Origin of the sequence: Nocardioides sp. NPDC087217 (genome assembly GCF_044744805.1) — a bacterium.
GTDB lineage: Bacteria > Actinomycetota > Actinomycetes > Propionibacteriales > Nocardioidaceae > Nocardioides.
The window spans coordinates 1-15056 of the sequence record NZ_JBIUZB010000007.1 but is presented as its reverse complement, the minus strand read 5'-3'; the positions used below and the strand labels follow the sequence as shown (position 1 = coordinate 15056).

Genomic DNA, 15056 nt, shown 5'->3' with positions numbered 1-15056 from the left:
TCGGACAGGTGGTCAGGCACTATCGGAGGGTCATGTCGCGCACCCTGAAGATCCTTCTCCCGCTGGTCGTCCTCGTGGCTGTCGGCGTCTACCTGGCCGGCTCCTTGGCCGGAGCCTCCGAGAACGACCCGCCGCCGCGCGAGCCCGTCGTACTGCCTTCGCAGTCGGTCTCGCCGTCCGCGCCGAGCACGGGATCGTCTCCGAGCACAGATCCTTCGAGTGTCCCGGTCGTCACTCCTGGTCCCGTCGACGATGATGATGACGACGATGACCGCGACGACCGACATGACGACGACTGACCCACGCCGGGGGCTGTCCGTACGCACCCGGATCACCGCCTCGGTGGCCCTCCTGGTCACCCTCGCCCTGGCCGGCGCCGGACTCATCGTCTACGCGGTCGAGCTCAGCCGGGTCGATGCCGCGACGACGCGCGAGATGGAGCAGGAGCTCGACGAGTTCTCCAGGCTGCGCACCGAGGGCATCGACCCCGAGACCAGGGCGCCGTACGACGTGGAGGGGCTGCTGCGGACGTTCCTGAGCCGCAACGTGCCCGACGACGACGAGCTCCTCGTCGCCTGGGTCGACGGCCGGCCGCGCGCGCAGTTCCCCGAGGACCCGTTGGTCACCTCGCCACGGTTCCACAGCGCCGTGCGCGACGTGGTCCGCAGCGGCGGGACGACCTATCTCGACACCGCGGACGGCGAGGTACGCATCACCAGCCAGCCGGTGCGGCAGGACAACGCCCAGGGCACCACGGAGGGCGCCCTCCTGGTCGTCTCCTACCTCGACGAGGACCGTGCCGAGCTGCGCAGCACCATGCGGACCTACACGATCGTGGCCGCCCTCCTCGCCCTGCTCGTCACCGTGGTCGCCGCCTGGCAGTCCGGGCGGCTGCTGGCCCCGCTGACCAGGCTTCGGCAGGCAACAGGTGCGGTCAACGCCAGCGACCTCTCGGCCCGGCTGCCCGAGTCGGGCAACGACGACATCTCGGCTCTGACCAGGAACTTCAACGACATGCTGGCCCGCCTGGAACAGGCGTTCTCCGACCAGCGTCAGTTCCTCGACGACGCCGGTCACGAGCTGCGTACGCCGCTGACGATCATCGGGGGCCACCTCGAGCTTCTCGACGAGTCCGACCCGGCCGAGGTCGAGCAGACCCGGCGGCTGGCGCTCGACGAGGTCGACCGGATGGGCCGTCTGGTCAGCGACCTGATCCTGCTGGCCAAGCACGACCGGCCGGACTTCCTCACCCTGGAGGAGGTCGACGTCGACACCCTCACCGAGGACATCCTGGCCAAGGCCAGCGCGCTGGCCGACCGCGACTGGCATCTCGACGAGGCCACTCCCGGCACCTGGCGCCTGGACCCGCAGCGGGTCACCCAGGCGATGCTGCAGCTGTGCGACAACGCCGCCGGACACACCGCGCCCGGCGATCGGATCGCGGTCGGCTCGGCGACCGTCGACGGCACCCTGCGGCTGTGGGTGCGCGACACCGGACCGGGCGTGCCCGCCGAGGACCGGGACCGGATCTTCGAGCGGTTCGCGCGCGGCGCCGAGACCGGCTCCGGGGACCGGCCGGGACTCGGGCTCGGCCTCGCCATCGTCTCCGCCATCGCCACCGCCCACGGCGGCACCGTGGGCGTCGAGGACGCGACACCCTCCGGCGCCCGCTTCACGATCACCCTGCCCGCACGCACCGAAGGAGAGGCATGGCCCGCATCCTGATCGTCGAGGACGAGGACCGCATCGCGGCCTTCCTCGCCAAGGGCCTGAGCGCCGACGGCCACCAGGTCAGCACCGTCGCCGACGGGCTGGAGGGACTCGAGGAGGCGCTGAGCGGTGCCTTCGACCTGATGGTGCTCGACATCGGTCTGCCGACCATCGACGGCTTCGAGGTCCTCGACCAGCTCCGCGCCCAGGGCTCCCGGATGCCGGTGGTCGTGCTGACCGCCCGCGACTCGGTGCACGACACCGTCTCCGCGCTCGAGGGCGGCGCCGACGACTACCTCGCCAAGCCGTTCCGCTTCGCCGAGCTGCGGGCCCGGATCAACGTACGCCTGCGGCAGCAGGACAACACCGACGCCGAGGTGGGCGAGCTCCGCTCCGGCTCGGTGGGCCTGGACCTGCGTACGCGGCGGCTGCGGGTCGACGGGCGCGAGAGCGACCTCTCGGCGCGTGAGTTCGCGCTGGCGGAGGTGCTGCTGCGGCATCCGGGACAGGTCCTCTCCCGCGCGCAGCTGCTCGACCTGGCCTGGGGCATGGACTTCGACCCGGGCTCCAACGTCGTCGACGTCTACGTCGGCTACCTGCGCAAGAAGCTGGGCTCGGCCCGGGTCGAGACCGTACGCGGCATGGGCTACCGCTTCCAGCCCTGAGCTCGCTGCCGGGAACGGCTGAGGACCCGGCAAGCGCCGGGCCCTCAGCCGCAGGGGATATCGAGAAGGGTCAGTGGATCCGCAGGCCGCCCAGCGAGGCCCGCGGCAGCCGCTCCAGCGCGGGCGAGACGGTCTCGGCGATCTCCGCCGGGGCCGGCCGATCACCGGCATCCGGCGCGAGGCACGCCTCGATGACCTTGAGGACTTCGGGCGGCGTACGTCTGGGGAGGGCGCCGGGACGGGAGACGAGCTGCGGGTAGCGCTCGGTGCGGTCCGCGGCGTCCGGGTCACCGGCAGGGAACGGCCGCTCGCCGGTGACGGCGTGGAAGAGGGTCGCGCCCAGGGCCCACACGTCGCTGGCCGGGCCGACCTCGCCGCGCTCGCCGGGCAGGCACTGCTCGGGCGCCATATAGGCGTCGGTGCCGATCTCGTGGCGCAGCGCGGCGGCCGCGGCGGTCGGCCGGGCCACGGAGAGGTCGATCAGCCGGGCCGGCGAGCCCATGATCAGGTTGCTCGGCTTGATGTCGAGGTGCACCCAGCCGGAGCGCCGCAGATAGTGCAGCGCCGAGGCAAGGTCGAGCGCAAGCGGCAGGTACTGCTGCTCCGGAAGGCGCCCGTGGCGGCGGATCAGCGTCGAGAGCCGCGGGCCCTCGACGTGCTCCATCACGACGTACGGGCGCTCGCCGTCGAGGTCCTCGCGCAGGCCGCGGACGAGGACCGGATGACGCAGCTGCGTCAGTGCGTCGGTCTCGCGCCGCAGCGCGTTGCGGCTGGTCTCGCTCTCGATCAGGTTCGGTCGCAGGACCTTCGCGACCACCGGCCCGTAGGTGATCTCGTCGAAGGCCAGGAAGGCCTCGTACGACGAGCCGCCCCCGAGCAGCCGCATCGCGGTCAGCTCGGGGGTGATCGCGTCACCCTGGACCAGGCCCCAGGTGTCGGTCATCTTCGACTCAGCCCTGGGTCCGGTCGTTGGTGTTGTTGTCGCGCGTGTTGTCCCGCGTGTTGTCCTTGGTGTTGTTGTCCTTGGTCTGGACGTCGCGGGTGACGTTGTCGCGGGTGTTGTTGTCCCGGGTGTTGTCCTTGGTCGCCCGGGTCACACCGGTGCCGTTGGTCGCGGTGTCGTTGCCGGCGGCGTCGCGGGTGACGTCATCGGCGTCGTTGTCGTCGTCATCGTCGACGGTGGTCACCTGGGTGTTGGACTTCTCCTCACGCTTGGCATAGCCGTCGTCATCGACAGCGGCAGCGCTCTGGTAGCTGAACACAGCGGCCGCGACCACGCCGACCAGGCCGGTGCCGAGGATCATCGGAAGCTTCTTCATCATTCGTCCCTTCAGGTTCTGCCCCGGGTGTTCCCGGCGCCATGCAAGAACCATCTCGACCCGCGGTGAGGTGATCGTGAGACGACCATGAGAGCTCTCTCATCCGCGAGCCGGTTCGGGTCCTGGGGCCGGTGGTGGTAGGAACGTCCCGTGCAAAGCAGCGAGAGGCGCGAGATCGCGGTCAAGGTCGGAGTGCTGCTGCTGGTCGGGGTGCTGATCTCGGTGGCCGGCTACGGCTACTCGCGCTCGCGCTTCCGCGAGCACGCCACCGAGCAGGCCGAGACTGCCGCCAGCCGGTTCGCGCGGACCACGAGCTGGACCACGGTCGAGGCGAAGCCGGAGCTGGTCGCTCAGTGGGCGCGGGCCTGTCCCTCGATCCAGACCCCGCCGACCGAGAAGACGGCCGACGCCCGCGGCCACCTGGAGAAGGTACGCATCACCTCCACCGATCTCACCGAGACCGGTGCGACGGTGGAGCTGACCCCCGACGGCGGTCAGTCGGTGTTCACCTTCGTCGTCACCCGCTCCGGCGAGGGCAAGGACGAGGAGTGGCAGGTCACCGAGGTCACCTGCGCGGCCGGTTGATCCGGCCCGTCTGCCAGTCCCCCGTGTGCCAGTCCCCGTCGGTGGGTACCACACCGATATGGACACCGCTGGATTCACCAACCTGTTGACCCGACCCGGGCCGTACGCCACCGTGCTGGCCGATGTCAGCCAGAACTCGGAGAACGCGGCCCATGCCAAGGAGCTCCGGGTGCGAGCCGTCTGCGAGGAGCTCTCCGCCCAGGGCGCTCCCCCGGGCGTCATCGCACAGGTCTCCGACCGGCTGGAGGCGAACGTACGCCAGCCGGCCCCGCTCGCGCGGGTCGTCGTCGCGACGCCCGAGGGGATCGCCTACGACGAGGTCGCCGTCGCCGAGGTCCCGAACCCGGTCGCGACCTGGGACGCGCTGCCCGACCTCGGTTCCTGGATCGCCGCGCGCGAGGCCTCGATGCCGTTCGTGCTGGTCCTCGCCGACCACACCGGCGGCGACATCTCGTTGTGGGACTCCGGACTGCCGCAGCCCACGAGCACGACCACCGTGGCGGGCGACGAGCTCGAGCACGTCCACAAGGTCCAGGACAACGTCGGCTGGGCGGCCTTCCGCATGCAGCAGACCACCGACAACGTCTGGCGGCACAACGCCGACAAGGTCGCCGAGGAGGTGACCAGACTGGTCCGCGACCACGGCCACGAGCTCGTGCTCGTCGGCGGCGACCCGACCACGGTGGGCAGGCTCCGCGAGAACCTGGCCGGCCTTCACGCCGAGGTGGTCGAGCTGGCGAGCGGCCAGCGCACCGAGGACGGCGGCGACCACGCTCGCGACGAGGCGATCCGCACCGCGCTGCTGGACCAGGTCGTACGCCGCCGAACCTCGCTGGTCCGGAGGCTCGAGGAGGCCTGGGGCCGGGGCGAGCGAGCGGCCACCGGCGTACGCGATGTCGCCGACGCCTTCGTCACCGGCCGCGTCGAGACCCTGCTGATCGACCCCGGCGCGCTGGCCGGGTACACCCTCGACCCGGCGGACCATCCCGGCCTCACCTTCGGCGAGGCCCCGGTCTCCGGTCCGGTCCCGGCCGGCGAGGCGCTCGTCGCCGCCGCGGTCCTCACCGACGCGGAGGTGTGCGTCCTGCCCGCCAGCCTGCTCGGCGACGCACCGGTGGCCGCGCTGCTGCGCTGGGCCTGAGTGTCAACGGCGCCAGGCCCTGACCCGGTCCGGCTCGGGGTCGGGTGACTCCGTGGCCGCCCAGACCTTGCGCCACTCGGCGATCTCCTCGCCGGCGGGGTCGGGCGTACGCTCCTCGGCAGCGCGGCGCATCGAGGCGTACCAGTCGGTGGCGTCCTCATCCAGCAGCCTCGCCACCGCCGTCCGGATCCGGGGCGCGAACTCGCGGATCGACTCGCCCTCGGCGGGGCGAAGCGGCTCCCCGAAGCGTACGGTCAGCTGACGACGGCCCCCGGCCTTGTCCTTGCCGGGCCAGTTCACCCCACGCGGCATCGCCGCGTAGGTGCCGCGGTGGGCGATCGGGACGACGGGGACGCCGTACTCGATGGCCAGGTAGGCGGCACCGGACCGGAACCGGCCGACAGTGCCGTCCTTGGACCGGGTGCCCTCGGGGAAGACGACCAGCGACCAGCCGTCGGCGAGCACCTCACCTGGCGCGTTCGCGAGCGCGCCCCCGCGACGGTCGATCGGCAGCGTGTTGAAGACCAGCGAGGAGCCCACCGCCCGCCACCAGGTGTCGAAGAAGTAGTCGGCCGCGGCCGCCACCGCCGTACGCCGCCGCCACCGGTCCGGAAGGCTCAGCAGGATCAGCGGGGTGTCCAGGTGGGAGGCGTGGTTGGCCACGAAGATCACCGGACCGTCGAGCCTCTCGAGCACGTCCAGTCCCTCGACCTGGGTCTTCACCTGCGACCGGAAGACCGCCTCGAGCCCGGCCTGGGCGACCTCTCTGACCGCCCGAGCGGCCGGCTTGCGCGACCACTCGTTGTCGAAGACCGTCGTCGTCGCCGGCGGCACGAACGGCTCCGCCGACCGCGGCACCTGCGCCCGGTGACCCCATCGCCAGCCCCGCTGGAAGAGCCGTACGTCGCGGGCCGTCTCCTTCCAGAAGCTACTCATGCGAACCTCCCCGCCCCCGCTGGTCGAGCCGGATTCGTGAGGGACGAACGAATCCGTGTCGAGACCAACACGGTCCCGGCCGCGCTCGAGAGGACCGTGTTGGTCTCGACACCGCTCGCTAGCGCTCGCGGGCTCGACCGACGTACGGCGCTCATCGGACGTCCGCCAGCAGGTGCGGAGGGTTGCGCAGGTAGGTGATCGACGGCGACGGGCCGACGGTCGAGCTCGCCATCTCGAGCGCATCCCGCAGGGTCGTTGCCGAGCGGAAGCCCATCCGCGCCGCGGCCTTGGGGTTGCCGCCGACCCAGATGACGTCGCCGAGGTGGTCGAGGGCGTGCGCGATCCAGTACCACATGTAGAACGGGTGGACGCCGTGGTAGGCGTTCGAGGTGCGGTAGAGGTGGACGTACCAGGGGTCCGTGGCGAACTGCTCCTCGAACTTCGGCCCGATCAAGGCGGGATCGGTCGTGTCGGCCAGCACCTCCTCGTAGAAGTCGACGTAGGAGGGGTGCGTGAGGGTGTTGAAGCCCTCGTCGAGCGGGTGGTAGAGGATCGCCACGCCGCCCTCGCGCACGACCGGCTGGCGCAGGTAGGAGTTGAAGTAGTAGCCCAGCCCCATGCAGGCGGCCAGGATCGGGTTCATGGTCGAGTTGACGTTGTAGGGGCCCAGGTAGGGCACCCCCATCACCATCACATCCGACTGCCCCTCGACCTTGACCCGCTGCTGCTGGTGGACGCGCTGCACGGTCAGCTCGTGCACCGGCTCGACGGCGCCGGCGGTGATCCCGGTCAGCCCGTAGTTGGACCGCAGGTCGTGGAACATCTTGTGGCGCATCTTCTGCGGCGCGACCGCCAGCCCGCGGCGCAGGCCGAGGACGGTGGCCTGGTCGCGCAGCGACCACTCCCACTCGCGCTTGAGCAGGGTGTCGTACGGCTTCCCGAACACCTCGTTGTCGAGCGTTGTCTCGATCTGGAAGACCTTGACGTGCTCGCCGATCAGCCGGCCCATCCGCCAGGCCGAGGAGTGCATCTCGGAGTGCTTGTGGTCCATGAAGCTGCGTGAGTGGACCATGGTCTTGGCGTTGTGGTGGTGCTTGATCGACTTGTAGGACGCCAGCCCGATGCCGACCGACTTGTGGCCGCCGTCCATCGCGACGAGGTTGACGTTGACGTAGATCAGCAGGTCGGAGGTGGCCGCCCGCTTGTTGATCTCGACGTCCTCACCCTTCTCGGTGACGCCCATGTGCTCGAGGTTGGCGCGGTCCTCGGCGTCGTGGTTGTAGAGCAGTCCCTGCGGCGCGAAGCTTCGGAAGACGCGCTCGCCGACGATGTGCTTCATCTCCGCGTCGGTCATCCGGCGGTGCAGGGCCAGCGCGGCGATGATCTCGACGTCGTCGACGCCCTTCTCGGCCGCGATCGTGAGCACCTGCTCGATGATCCGGCCCCGAATGTCGGGAGCCTTCATGGTCGGCAGCGGCAGGGAGAGGTCGTCGAAGGCGATCGTCAGCCGCATCCCCGGGAACATCAGCTCCCGCAGCGGCTCGGAGTCGACCGGGTTCTCCAGCGACTCCCGGATCGCCGCTTCCACATCCGGCACCGTCGGCAGCGACTCGGGCGGGTAGACCACCCGGGTGCCCTGCGGGAACTCCTCCAGCCGGAACCCGAGCCCCTCGTGGACGAGCAGGGGCGGCGTACGGTCGTCGACCTCCAGCACGAAACCTGGCCGTGTCATCGATGACTCTCCTTCTTCAAGACGTACGTCTGGGGTCGAACGCCACCTTGACGGTGCCGAGCCGACCGGCTGAATGGGCATGATCGAGGGCCTCGCGCCAGCGGTGGAGCGGGTAGGGCGCGACGGTCTTGGCCAGCCGGCACATGGCGTCGTGGCCGACCAGGTCGAGGGCGGTGGCGAAGTCGCCGGAGCCGCGCGAGGAGGCGTACGTCCCGACCACCTCGAGCTCCCGGAACCAGGCCGCGGACAGATCGGCGGAGGCGGGCATCCCGGAGAGCACCACGCGTCCACCCGCGCGGGTGGCGTGCAGGCAGGTCTGCAGCGACTCCTTCGAGCCGACCGCATCGACGGTCACGTCCACGCCGCCGAGCAGGTAGGGCGAGGAGAGCATCTCCGGCTCGAGCATGAACGCGCTGGTCGCGCGTCTGATCCTGCGCAGCGTCTCCGACGGTGCGACGACCTCGGTGGCGCCGAACTCGAGCGCCAGCTCGCGCTGATGCGCGTGCTTGGCGACGACCAGGATCTCGCCGGCGTCGGTGAGCTCGCGCAGGGCCAGCGTGGCCAGCAGCCCGACCGCCCCGGCACCCGAGACGAGCACCCGGTCCCCCGGCTTGACCGCGGCCCTTCGCGCCGTGTGGACCGCGCAGGCGACCGGCTCGGCGAGCAGCGCCTGCTCGTCGGAGTAGCCGTCGGGCACCACATGGAGCTGGGAGCGGTGCACCGAGAGCTGCTGCGACCAGCCGCCGCCGGTGTCGTGGCAGAACCCGGTCTGCAGCCCGGAGGAGATGTCGCCGACGGTGATCCGGGAGCACCGGTTGGTCTCACCCCGCGCACACGCCTCGCACGCCTCCAGCCCGCGCGCGGCGCAGGTCAGGACCGGGTCGACGACCACGCGGGTCCCGGCCTCCAGGTCGCCGCAGGGGTCGAGCAGCTCGCCCACGATCTCGTGGCCGGGCACGAACGGCAGGCTCACCAGCGGCTGGAAGTAGAGGCTCGTCCTGCCCGACAGCATCCCCAGGTCGGAGCCGCAGATGCCGGACAGGGAGACCCGCAGCCGTGCCCATCCGTCGTGCTCGACCCTCGGCGGATCGAGCGTCACCATCCGCAGCGGCGCCGCGGCCCCGGTCAGCAGCAGCGGCAGCCTCCCGCCGGCGACCTTCCCCAGCGCCGTCTTGGCGACGCTGCGGTACATCTCGAGCGCAAGCATTCAGGCCCTCCTCATCGGTGCAGCCCGGCCGGGTCGAGCGTCCTGCTCGCATGGCCCGGCGACTCCCAGTCGACGATCGACCAGTGCGACTTCTTGGCGTGGCGGAAGAGAGGTACGTCGGGCCGGACCGCCACCGGATGCCCCACCGCCGCGAGCAGCGGCAGGTCGGAGTGGGAGTCGGCATAGGCGAAGCAGTCGGACGGCGAGATGCCCTCGCGGCGCGACCACTCGCGGACGAACGCCCCTCGCGACTCCCCGACCAGCGGCGACGCAGCCAGGTGGCCGGTGCAGAATCCCCGGTCGTCGACGGCCAGGTCGGCGGCCTCGATGTGGTCGAAGAGCGGCATCAGCGGCCGGGTCAGCGGTCGGATCGCGCCGGTGACCAGCACCGTCACGTGTCCCGCCGCCCGGTGCTCCCGGATCCGCCGGACAGCGTCCGGGGCCAGCCGCCCGAGGATGTGCGTGGTCAGGTGCTCGTCGACGATCTGGTCGAGCTCGGAGAGCCGGGCACCGGCGTACTCCTTGTAGACCGTACGCAGCAGCGTGCCGCGCTCGGTGCGGTCCGCCCACACGTAGCCGGGCACCTTGCTCGCCATCCGGGCGATCTCGGCTGCCTTCTGGGTGCCGGAGAGCTCACCGAGCCGCAGCCACAGGTAGGTCTCGATCACGTTGGAGGACATCAGGGTGCCGTCGAGGTCGAAGAAGGCCGCGACCCGCTTCTCCTCGGTGATCGAGCCTGTCGAGATCCGAGGCAGCCGGCCGGAGTCTGGTCTCTTTCGCAGCTTGCGCAGCTCGTCGAGCTCACGGACCGGCTTGGTCACCGAGGGCACGTGGATGTCGTAGAGGTATTCGTGCCAGTCGATCACGCCGGTGTCGAAGGCGAAGGTCTCCTGGTCGGCCGGCGACAGCGACCGGTAGAGCGCGAGCGTGTTGGTGTCGACGAAGCGGAGGTCGGCCTGGGCGTACTCCTTGTAGAGGTCCAGGTAGCGTCGCAGGAACTGCAGCCGCCGGCCCTGCCGGTCGAGGTCGCGCGCCCAGCTGCGGGTGCGGTCGCTGCGTGGAGCCAGCCCGAGCAGCCGGTCAGCGATCTTGTGCACCCGCTCCCCGGTCACCATCATCCGCTCGACCGAGGCCCCGCCCGGGAACGTCCACTCCGGCAACCGGGCCGCGCCGCGGTCCCCCGCCGCGAACGGCTCCTTGGAGAAGTAGGCCCGCACGGTCTCGTAGAGCATCCCGAAGGTCACCGGGTTGCGGTCGCCGGAGGCGAGATGGAAGTAGGCCGGGTCGCCGGGCTCGGGCGGGTGCGCCAGGCACGCCACGATCGAGGCGACGACGTGGTCGACCGGCACGATGTCGACGGGGGTGTCCGCGGCCGCCGGGAAGAGCGGCAGCTCGCCGCGGCCGTAGGCGAGGATCAGCGGCTCGGCCATCTTGAAGCCCTCGATCCAGCCCGGATGCGGGCGGGAGACGGCCGACTCGATGATCGCCGGGCGGTAGATCGTGGCCCGGTGCCCGGCTGCGGCGTGGGCTTCGACCACCCGCTCGCCGAGCGCCTTGGTGAACGTGTAGGCGTCGGTCCAGCCCAGCGACCGCGCCCGCTCGGTGCCGAGGCGTACGAGCTCGTCCTTGACCCACTTCTTGCGCGCCTCCTCGGCGGCAGCGGCGGCCGTCATCATCCCGGCGCGACCGTGCTCGCGCTCGGCCTGCTTGCGCAGCCTGGAGATCACCTCGACGCTGCGCGAGCGCTCCTCGACGGCCGCCCGCTGCGCCAGCCCCCAGGCGAGCTCGGCGTCCACGTCGACGGAGTGGTCGACCGGCCCCTCGGGGATGTGCCCGCGGCGCCGGCCGGAGACGTACGCGGTCGAAACGTGCAGATAGTGGATGTCCCGGCCCGTCTCCTCGACCCGCTTGAGCAGCTCGCGAACGCCGACGACGTTGGTGACGAACCCTTCGTCGACCGGCGGGTCGAAGGAGACATCGCCCGCGGAGTGCACCACCGCGTCGAGATCGTCCGGCAGCGCCGGCGGTGCGGAGAGATCGCCCTCGACGACGTTCACCTCAGCATCCGAGACGGACGCGAAGATCGGCTTGGTCAGCATCTTCGCGATCCGGTCCGCCCCCGACGTCGACCCCTTGCGCCGGACCAGGACGCTGAGGCGTACGTCCGGCACTTCGGTCAGCATCAGATGCAGCAGCGCCTCGCCGACAAACCCGGTCACTCCCGTGAGCAGCACGTGCTGCCCCGCGAGCCGTTCTCCGATGTCAGAGTTCACGCCGGAGATTCTGCCCAATCCAGCAAATGTCGCACGGGAATTCTGTTCAAATCAGCACACCCAACCTTCGGCGAGGCTCGATACGTGTCAGTCATCGGACAACCGAACTGGAGACCGATGTGCTGACCAACCTACTCGAAGAACTCGCCCGTGAGGCGCCTTCCGGCGGCGAGACACCCGGACAGCTGTGGCGGCGTGGCCGCCGCGTGGCGCGTAAGCAGCGCCTCGGCACGATCACCATCGCTGCTGTCGCCTGCGTGCTGCTGATCGTGCTCGGCACGGCGACCTGGCATCAAGGCACCGGCGTTGAACCGGCGACGGACACCGGGACCGGCAGCTACCTCCCCAGCCGTTTCCACGAGCCCAGTCCACATCTCCCCGGCACGGACTCGGTGGGTCCGCTGGGCCCACTCATCGCCACGTTCGACGCGCCCCGCAAGGGCTGGCTCGGGAGCAGCGACGGCGTGGTCGGAGTATCTGCCGAGACGGGTACCTACGCGTTCCTCGACCTGCCGCAGGCGGCTTCCCCGTACCTCGGCGAAGCCCAGCTCGCCCCGGATGGCCGCCATGTCGCCTACTGGACGACCGGGGAGGTGAACAACCCGATCCCCGCCCTCGAAGGTGGCACCATCAACGGTTATGCGGTCTATGACACCGTGACCGGCGAGGTGGTCAGCCAGCGGCCCAGCACCGAGCGCGGGATCGGTCACGGCACCCTGATCTGGTTCGATCCCACCCATCTCGGCGTCGAGTTCGGGCAGATGCAGGACTGCTGCTCCTCGATCCGATCCCAGAGCCTGGTCTTCGACCTGACCTCTGGACGCGCAACCAGCATCGACGTCACTCTCGACAGTGCAAGCACCAACGCTGTCGGCAGCGTGGTCGCGGGGAATGACAGCTCGGTCGTCGTCGGAACCGACGGGTCCACGACGCCCGCCTATGTTCCGCAGACCGCGGCACGGGTCAACGGGACCCAGTTCGTCGCCCTCTCCCCAGACGCTGAGCGCCTCGCGGCGATCTTCGGGGACAGTGCGCCCGGGCCGGTCTACGTCAAGGATGTCGATTCCAACGTCAACGGCGAGCGGATCCCGGACACGTACGTCGGGGTGTTCTGCTGGCTGGACGACACCCATCTAGCGGCCTTGCAGCGCCACGGAGACAGCGGCCGGGTCGACCTGGTAGCCGTCAACATCGAGGACGGTTCCGCCGAGATGCTCAGCGAGTACGTCGACACCGCCAACCTCGCGCTCAACCTGCTCGACTCGCCGGTGAAGAACCAGCCCGCCCCGCCGCGCCCGTGGTCACCATGGGTCCCGACCATCACAGCCGGCACGACGCTCGTGGTCGCCGCCCTCGCGATCCTCGTCTGGAGGCGCCGTGCCAGAGCCTGACGGTCATCTCTTCGACGAGTTCGTCACCACCCGCCGCCCCGCCCTGCTTCGTACCGCCTACCTCCTCACCGGACATGCTGAGGACGCCGAAGACCTGGTTCAGACCACGCTCATCAAGGTGGTCCCGAAGTGGGGCAAGATCCAGGACAACCCCGAGCCGTACGTCCGCAAGGTGCTCGCCCGAGAAGCCACCACCCGGTGGCGTACCCGCCGCTGGCGAGAGACCCCGGTCGAGCATTCCCGGACCGGGAGACGGCGGGGCCCAGCCTGGCCTGGAACCTCACCGTCCGGGACGCACTCCAGCGGCTCCCACCCCGGCAGCGCGCCGTCATCGTCCTGCGGTTCTACGACGATCTCACCGAGCGCGAGACCGCGGCCACGCTCGGCGTCGCGATCGGCACCGTCAAGTCGCAGACCAGCGACGCGCTCGCGCGGCTGCGCACGTTGGTCCCCGATCTCGCCGCCTCCGATGCCTCGGTTGCGGGCATGCGAGGGTGACCTGAGAAACTGGCGAGACTTCCGCAACCCCGAGGAGCCGTACGTGTCGAGGAAGCTGCTGAGCGTCGCAGCCGTCCTCTCGGCGACCGCTCTCACCGGCTGCGGCTCGGGGGAGCCGACCACCAGCAGTCCTGGCCCGAGTCCCTCGACCTCCTCCCCCGTCGAAGCCTCCGGCCCCTGTCTCTTCGAGCCCGGTCAGGTCGCCAGCGCCATCCCCGGCTCCTGGTCGCATACCGCCGACGAGGACGTCTGCACCTACACCAGCGACCGGGGCGCGATCTTCGTGACGACCTTGGTCGACACCTCCGTCTCCGCTGGGCTCTCCGCCAGTCGGGAGGACTGCATCGCCTCTCCGGCGCCGGTCGAGATCGGGGACCGGGCGTTCGTGTGTATCGAGTCGCACGACGACGGGGATCTCGTGGTCGGCAATGTCGCTGTCGGGAGTCGGCTGTGGTCGCTCGTCATCGTTCCTGATGAAGGGGTTCACGATGCTGAGCTCGGTGCGATGGGGCGGCTCGTCGAGATGGTTGCGGACTGACTCCGCTGGTCGAGAACCGCCGTCTACCCGAGGCCACCGAGACGGAGGGCGTCGTCGAGCTCGTCGAGCTTCGCAGAGGACAGAGCCCCTGCTCGCTCGATCAGGTCGTCGCGGGACAACGTCGTCAGCCATGTGCAAGGGGTGACACCCGGGCGCGGGAGCGCGAACCGGAGCACGCCTTCACTGGGCAGTCCTTCCGTGGCGCCTACTGCCACTTCGACGGCCAGACCGGTGATGTCGACACCTGCCGGCTCGACGACCTGCATCACGTGGATCCCGGACGCGTCCTCTTCCGACAGCAGCACCACCGGGCGTCGCTCGTCGAACTCCACCCACCAGACTTCGCCACGTTGCACATGTCCTCCTGACGTACGACGGCATGTCGCGGGTCTTAGCTTGACCTTATCTGCTGGGGCTAGGCGGCCGGTCCGCTCGTTGAGCCGCCTCCGCTGGTCGAGCCGCCGGAGCCGCTAGGCGGAGGCGTGTCGAGACCAACACGGTTCTTCCGCGGGAAACCTCGGTTGGGTGACTGTTCTTCGTTTCAGGGTTCGCCGCCGACCCTTGCTTTGAGTGTTTCTCGATCGGGCGCCGCGTCAAGGACGCCCTTCGGGCGCCGCTGCGCGGTGGCCTTCGGCCATCCTTGACTCGGCACTCGATCGAGAAAGATTTCGCCTGTATCGGGGCGGCGGCGAGAGAGTGGCGCGGAGTTCACGTTGCTTGTTCGCTGACCGCGTAACATGGGGTTGACCTGCTTAAATAGGTCGCTTGATCGTGCTCTTTCGCATATAATGGGACCTATGCACGAGACCATCGACCACCTCCTCGCTGGGCCGCCTCCGGGTGCGTCCGAGGCCGAGCTGGTCGACTGGATCGCGCGTCTCGAAGAGGTCAAGTGCACCGCCGAGGCGGTCCAAGCAGAAGCAGCGGTACGTCTCGACGAGACCGTCCGTGTCCGCCAGGCCGAGTCCGGGGTGCCCGCCCGCAAACTCGGTGAAGGGGTGGCCTCGCAGATCGCGCTCGCGCGGCGGGTCTCGCCCGAGAAGGGCGCCAAACTCCTCGGC

At 70.1% G+C, this 15056-nt stretch carries 15 protein-coding genes and 2 pseudogenes; 10 read left to right on the top strand and 7 right to left on the bottom strand.

What is annotated here, in order from left to right; genetic code table 11:
* The first annotated feature begins 32 nt into the window (after positions 1–32).
* Genes ACIO3S_RS24900 through ACIO3S_RS24890 form a run of 3 tightly spaced genes read left to right on the top strand, consistent with a single transcriptional unit; the run spans position 33 to position 2375 of the window.
* Positions 33–299, top strand: coding sequence for a small secreted hydrophilic protein (locus ACIO3S_RS24900; protein WP_160021932.1), 267 nt, complete (start codon positions 33–35; stop codon positions 297–299).
* Positions 268–1725 (top strand): sensor histidine kinase, encoded by a 1458-nt coding sequence (locus ACIO3S_RS24895; RefSeq protein ID WP_400468495.1) that lies wholly within the window; start codon positions 268–270, stop codon positions 1723–1725. The genes ACIO3S_RS24900 and ACIO3S_RS24895 overlap by 32 nt, the downstream gene beginning before the upstream one ends.
* A complete protein-coding gene (locus tag ACIO3S_RS24890) occupies positions 1710–2375 on the top strand; it encodes a response regulator transcription factor (RefSeq protein ID WP_350666096.1) in 666 nt (221 codons plus the stop codon). Before ACIO3S_RS24895 ends, ACIO3S_RS24890 begins: the two co-directional genes overlap by 16 nt.
* A 70-nt stretch (positions 2376–2445) precedes the next feature.
* Here the strand turns inward: ACIO3S_RS24890 and ACIO3S_RS24885 are convergent, their stop codons facing one another.
* Positions 2446–3318 carry a serine/threonine-protein kinase gene (locus tag ACIO3S_RS24885; RefSeq protein ID WP_400468493.1) on the bottom strand — a complete coding sequence of 291 codons (873 nt, stop codon included), beginning with the start codon at positions 3316–3318 and terminating at the stop codon, positions 2446–2448.
* A 7-nt stretch (positions 3319–3325) separates the two neighbouring features.
* Entirely contained in the window at positions 3326–3694 is a 369-nt protein-coding gene (locus ACIO3S_RS24880) for a hypothetical protein (RefSeq protein ID WP_400468491.1), read from the bottom strand.
* Between the two features lie 150 nt (positions 3695–3844).
* Here ACIO3S_RS24880 and ACIO3S_RS24875 point away from each other — a divergent pair, with 150 nt between their 5' ends.
* Entirely contained in the window at positions 3845–4279 is a 435-nt protein-coding gene (locus tag ACIO3S_RS24875) for a hypothetical protein (RefSeq protein ID WP_400468489.1), read from the top strand.
* Positions 4280–4337: 58 nt separating this feature from the next.
* Positions 4338–5420, top strand: coding sequence for a Vms1/Ankzf1 family peptidyl-tRNA hydrolase (locus ACIO3S_RS24870; RefSeq protein ID WP_400468487.1), 1083 nt, complete (start codon positions 4338–4340; stop codon positions 5418–5420).
* A 3-nt stretch (positions 5421–5423) separates the two neighbouring features.
* Here ACIO3S_RS24870 and ACIO3S_RS24865 read toward each other — a convergent pair whose 3' ends face one another.
* The 4 genes from ACIO3S_RS24865 to ACIO3S_RS24850 form a co-directional block, all read right to left on the bottom strand.
* A complete protein-coding gene (locus tag ACIO3S_RS24865; RefSeq protein ID WP_400468485.1) occupies positions 5424–6356 on the bottom strand; it encodes a lysophospholipid acyltransferase family protein in 933 nt (310 codons plus the stop codon).
* A gap of 151 nt (positions 6357–6507) precedes the next feature.
* A complete protein-coding gene (locus ACIO3S_RS24860) occupies positions 6508–8088 on the bottom strand; it encodes a lactate racemase domain-containing protein (RefSeq protein ID WP_160021916.1) in 1581 nt (526 codons plus the stop codon).
* A 16-nt stretch (positions 8089–8104) separates the two neighbouring features.
* Complete coding sequence (locus ACIO3S_RS24855; RefSeq protein WP_400468484.1) at positions 8105–9295, bottom strand: zinc-binding dehydrogenase; 1191 nt, start codon at positions 9293–9295, stop codon at positions 8105–8107.
* 11 nt (positions 9296–9306) lie between these two features.
* Positions 9307–11568 carry an HAD-IB family hydrolase gene (locus tag ACIO3S_RS24850; RefSeq protein WP_400468482.1) on the bottom strand — a complete coding sequence of 754 codons (2262 nt, stop codon included), beginning with the start codon at positions 11566–11568 and terminating at the stop codon, positions 9307–9309.
* Between the two features lie 119 nt (positions 11569–11687).
* On the opposite strand from ACIO3S_RS24850, the gene ACIO3S_RS24845 reads away from it, so the two are divergent.
* The 4 genes and pseudogenes from ACIO3S_RS24845 (at position 11688) to ACIO3S_RS24830 (ending at position 13995) form a co-directional block, all read left to right on the top strand.
* Complete coding sequence (locus tag ACIO3S_RS24845) at positions 11688–12959, top strand: hypothetical protein (protein ID WP_400468480.1); 1272 nt, start codon at positions 11688–11690, stop codon at positions 12957–12959.
* Positions 12946–13119: pseudogene (locus ACIO3S_RS24840) on the top strand (sigma factor); the annotation flags it as partial. The gene ACIO3S_RS24845 and the pseudogene ACIO3S_RS24840, both read left to right, overlap by 14 nt.
* A 38-nt stretch (positions 13120–13157) precedes the next feature.
* Entirely contained in the window at positions 13158–13457 is a 300-nt protein-coding gene (locus ACIO3S_RS24835; protein WP_400468855.1) for a sigma-70 family RNA polymerase sigma factor, read from the top strand.
* Between the two features lie 43 nt (positions 13458–13500).
* Entirely contained in the window at positions 13501–13995 is a 495-nt protein-coding gene (locus ACIO3S_RS24830; protein ID WP_160021906.1) for a hypothetical protein, read from the top strand.
* A gap of 23 nt (positions 13996–14018) precedes the next feature.
* Here the strand turns inward: ACIO3S_RS24830 and ACIO3S_RS24825 are convergent, their stop codons facing one another.
* Positions 14019–14351 carry a type II toxin-antitoxin system PemK/MazF family toxin gene (locus ACIO3S_RS24825; RefSeq protein ID WP_400468478.1) on the bottom strand — a complete coding sequence of 111 codons (333 nt, stop codon included), beginning with the start codon at positions 14349–14351 and terminating at the stop codon, positions 14019–14021.
* Positions 14352–14792: 441 nt separating this feature from the next.
* On the opposite strand from ACIO3S_RS24825, the pseudogene ACIO3S_RS24820 reads away from it, so the two are divergent.
* Positions 14793–15056: pseudogene (locus ACIO3S_RS24820) on the top strand (HNH endonuclease); the annotation flags it as partial.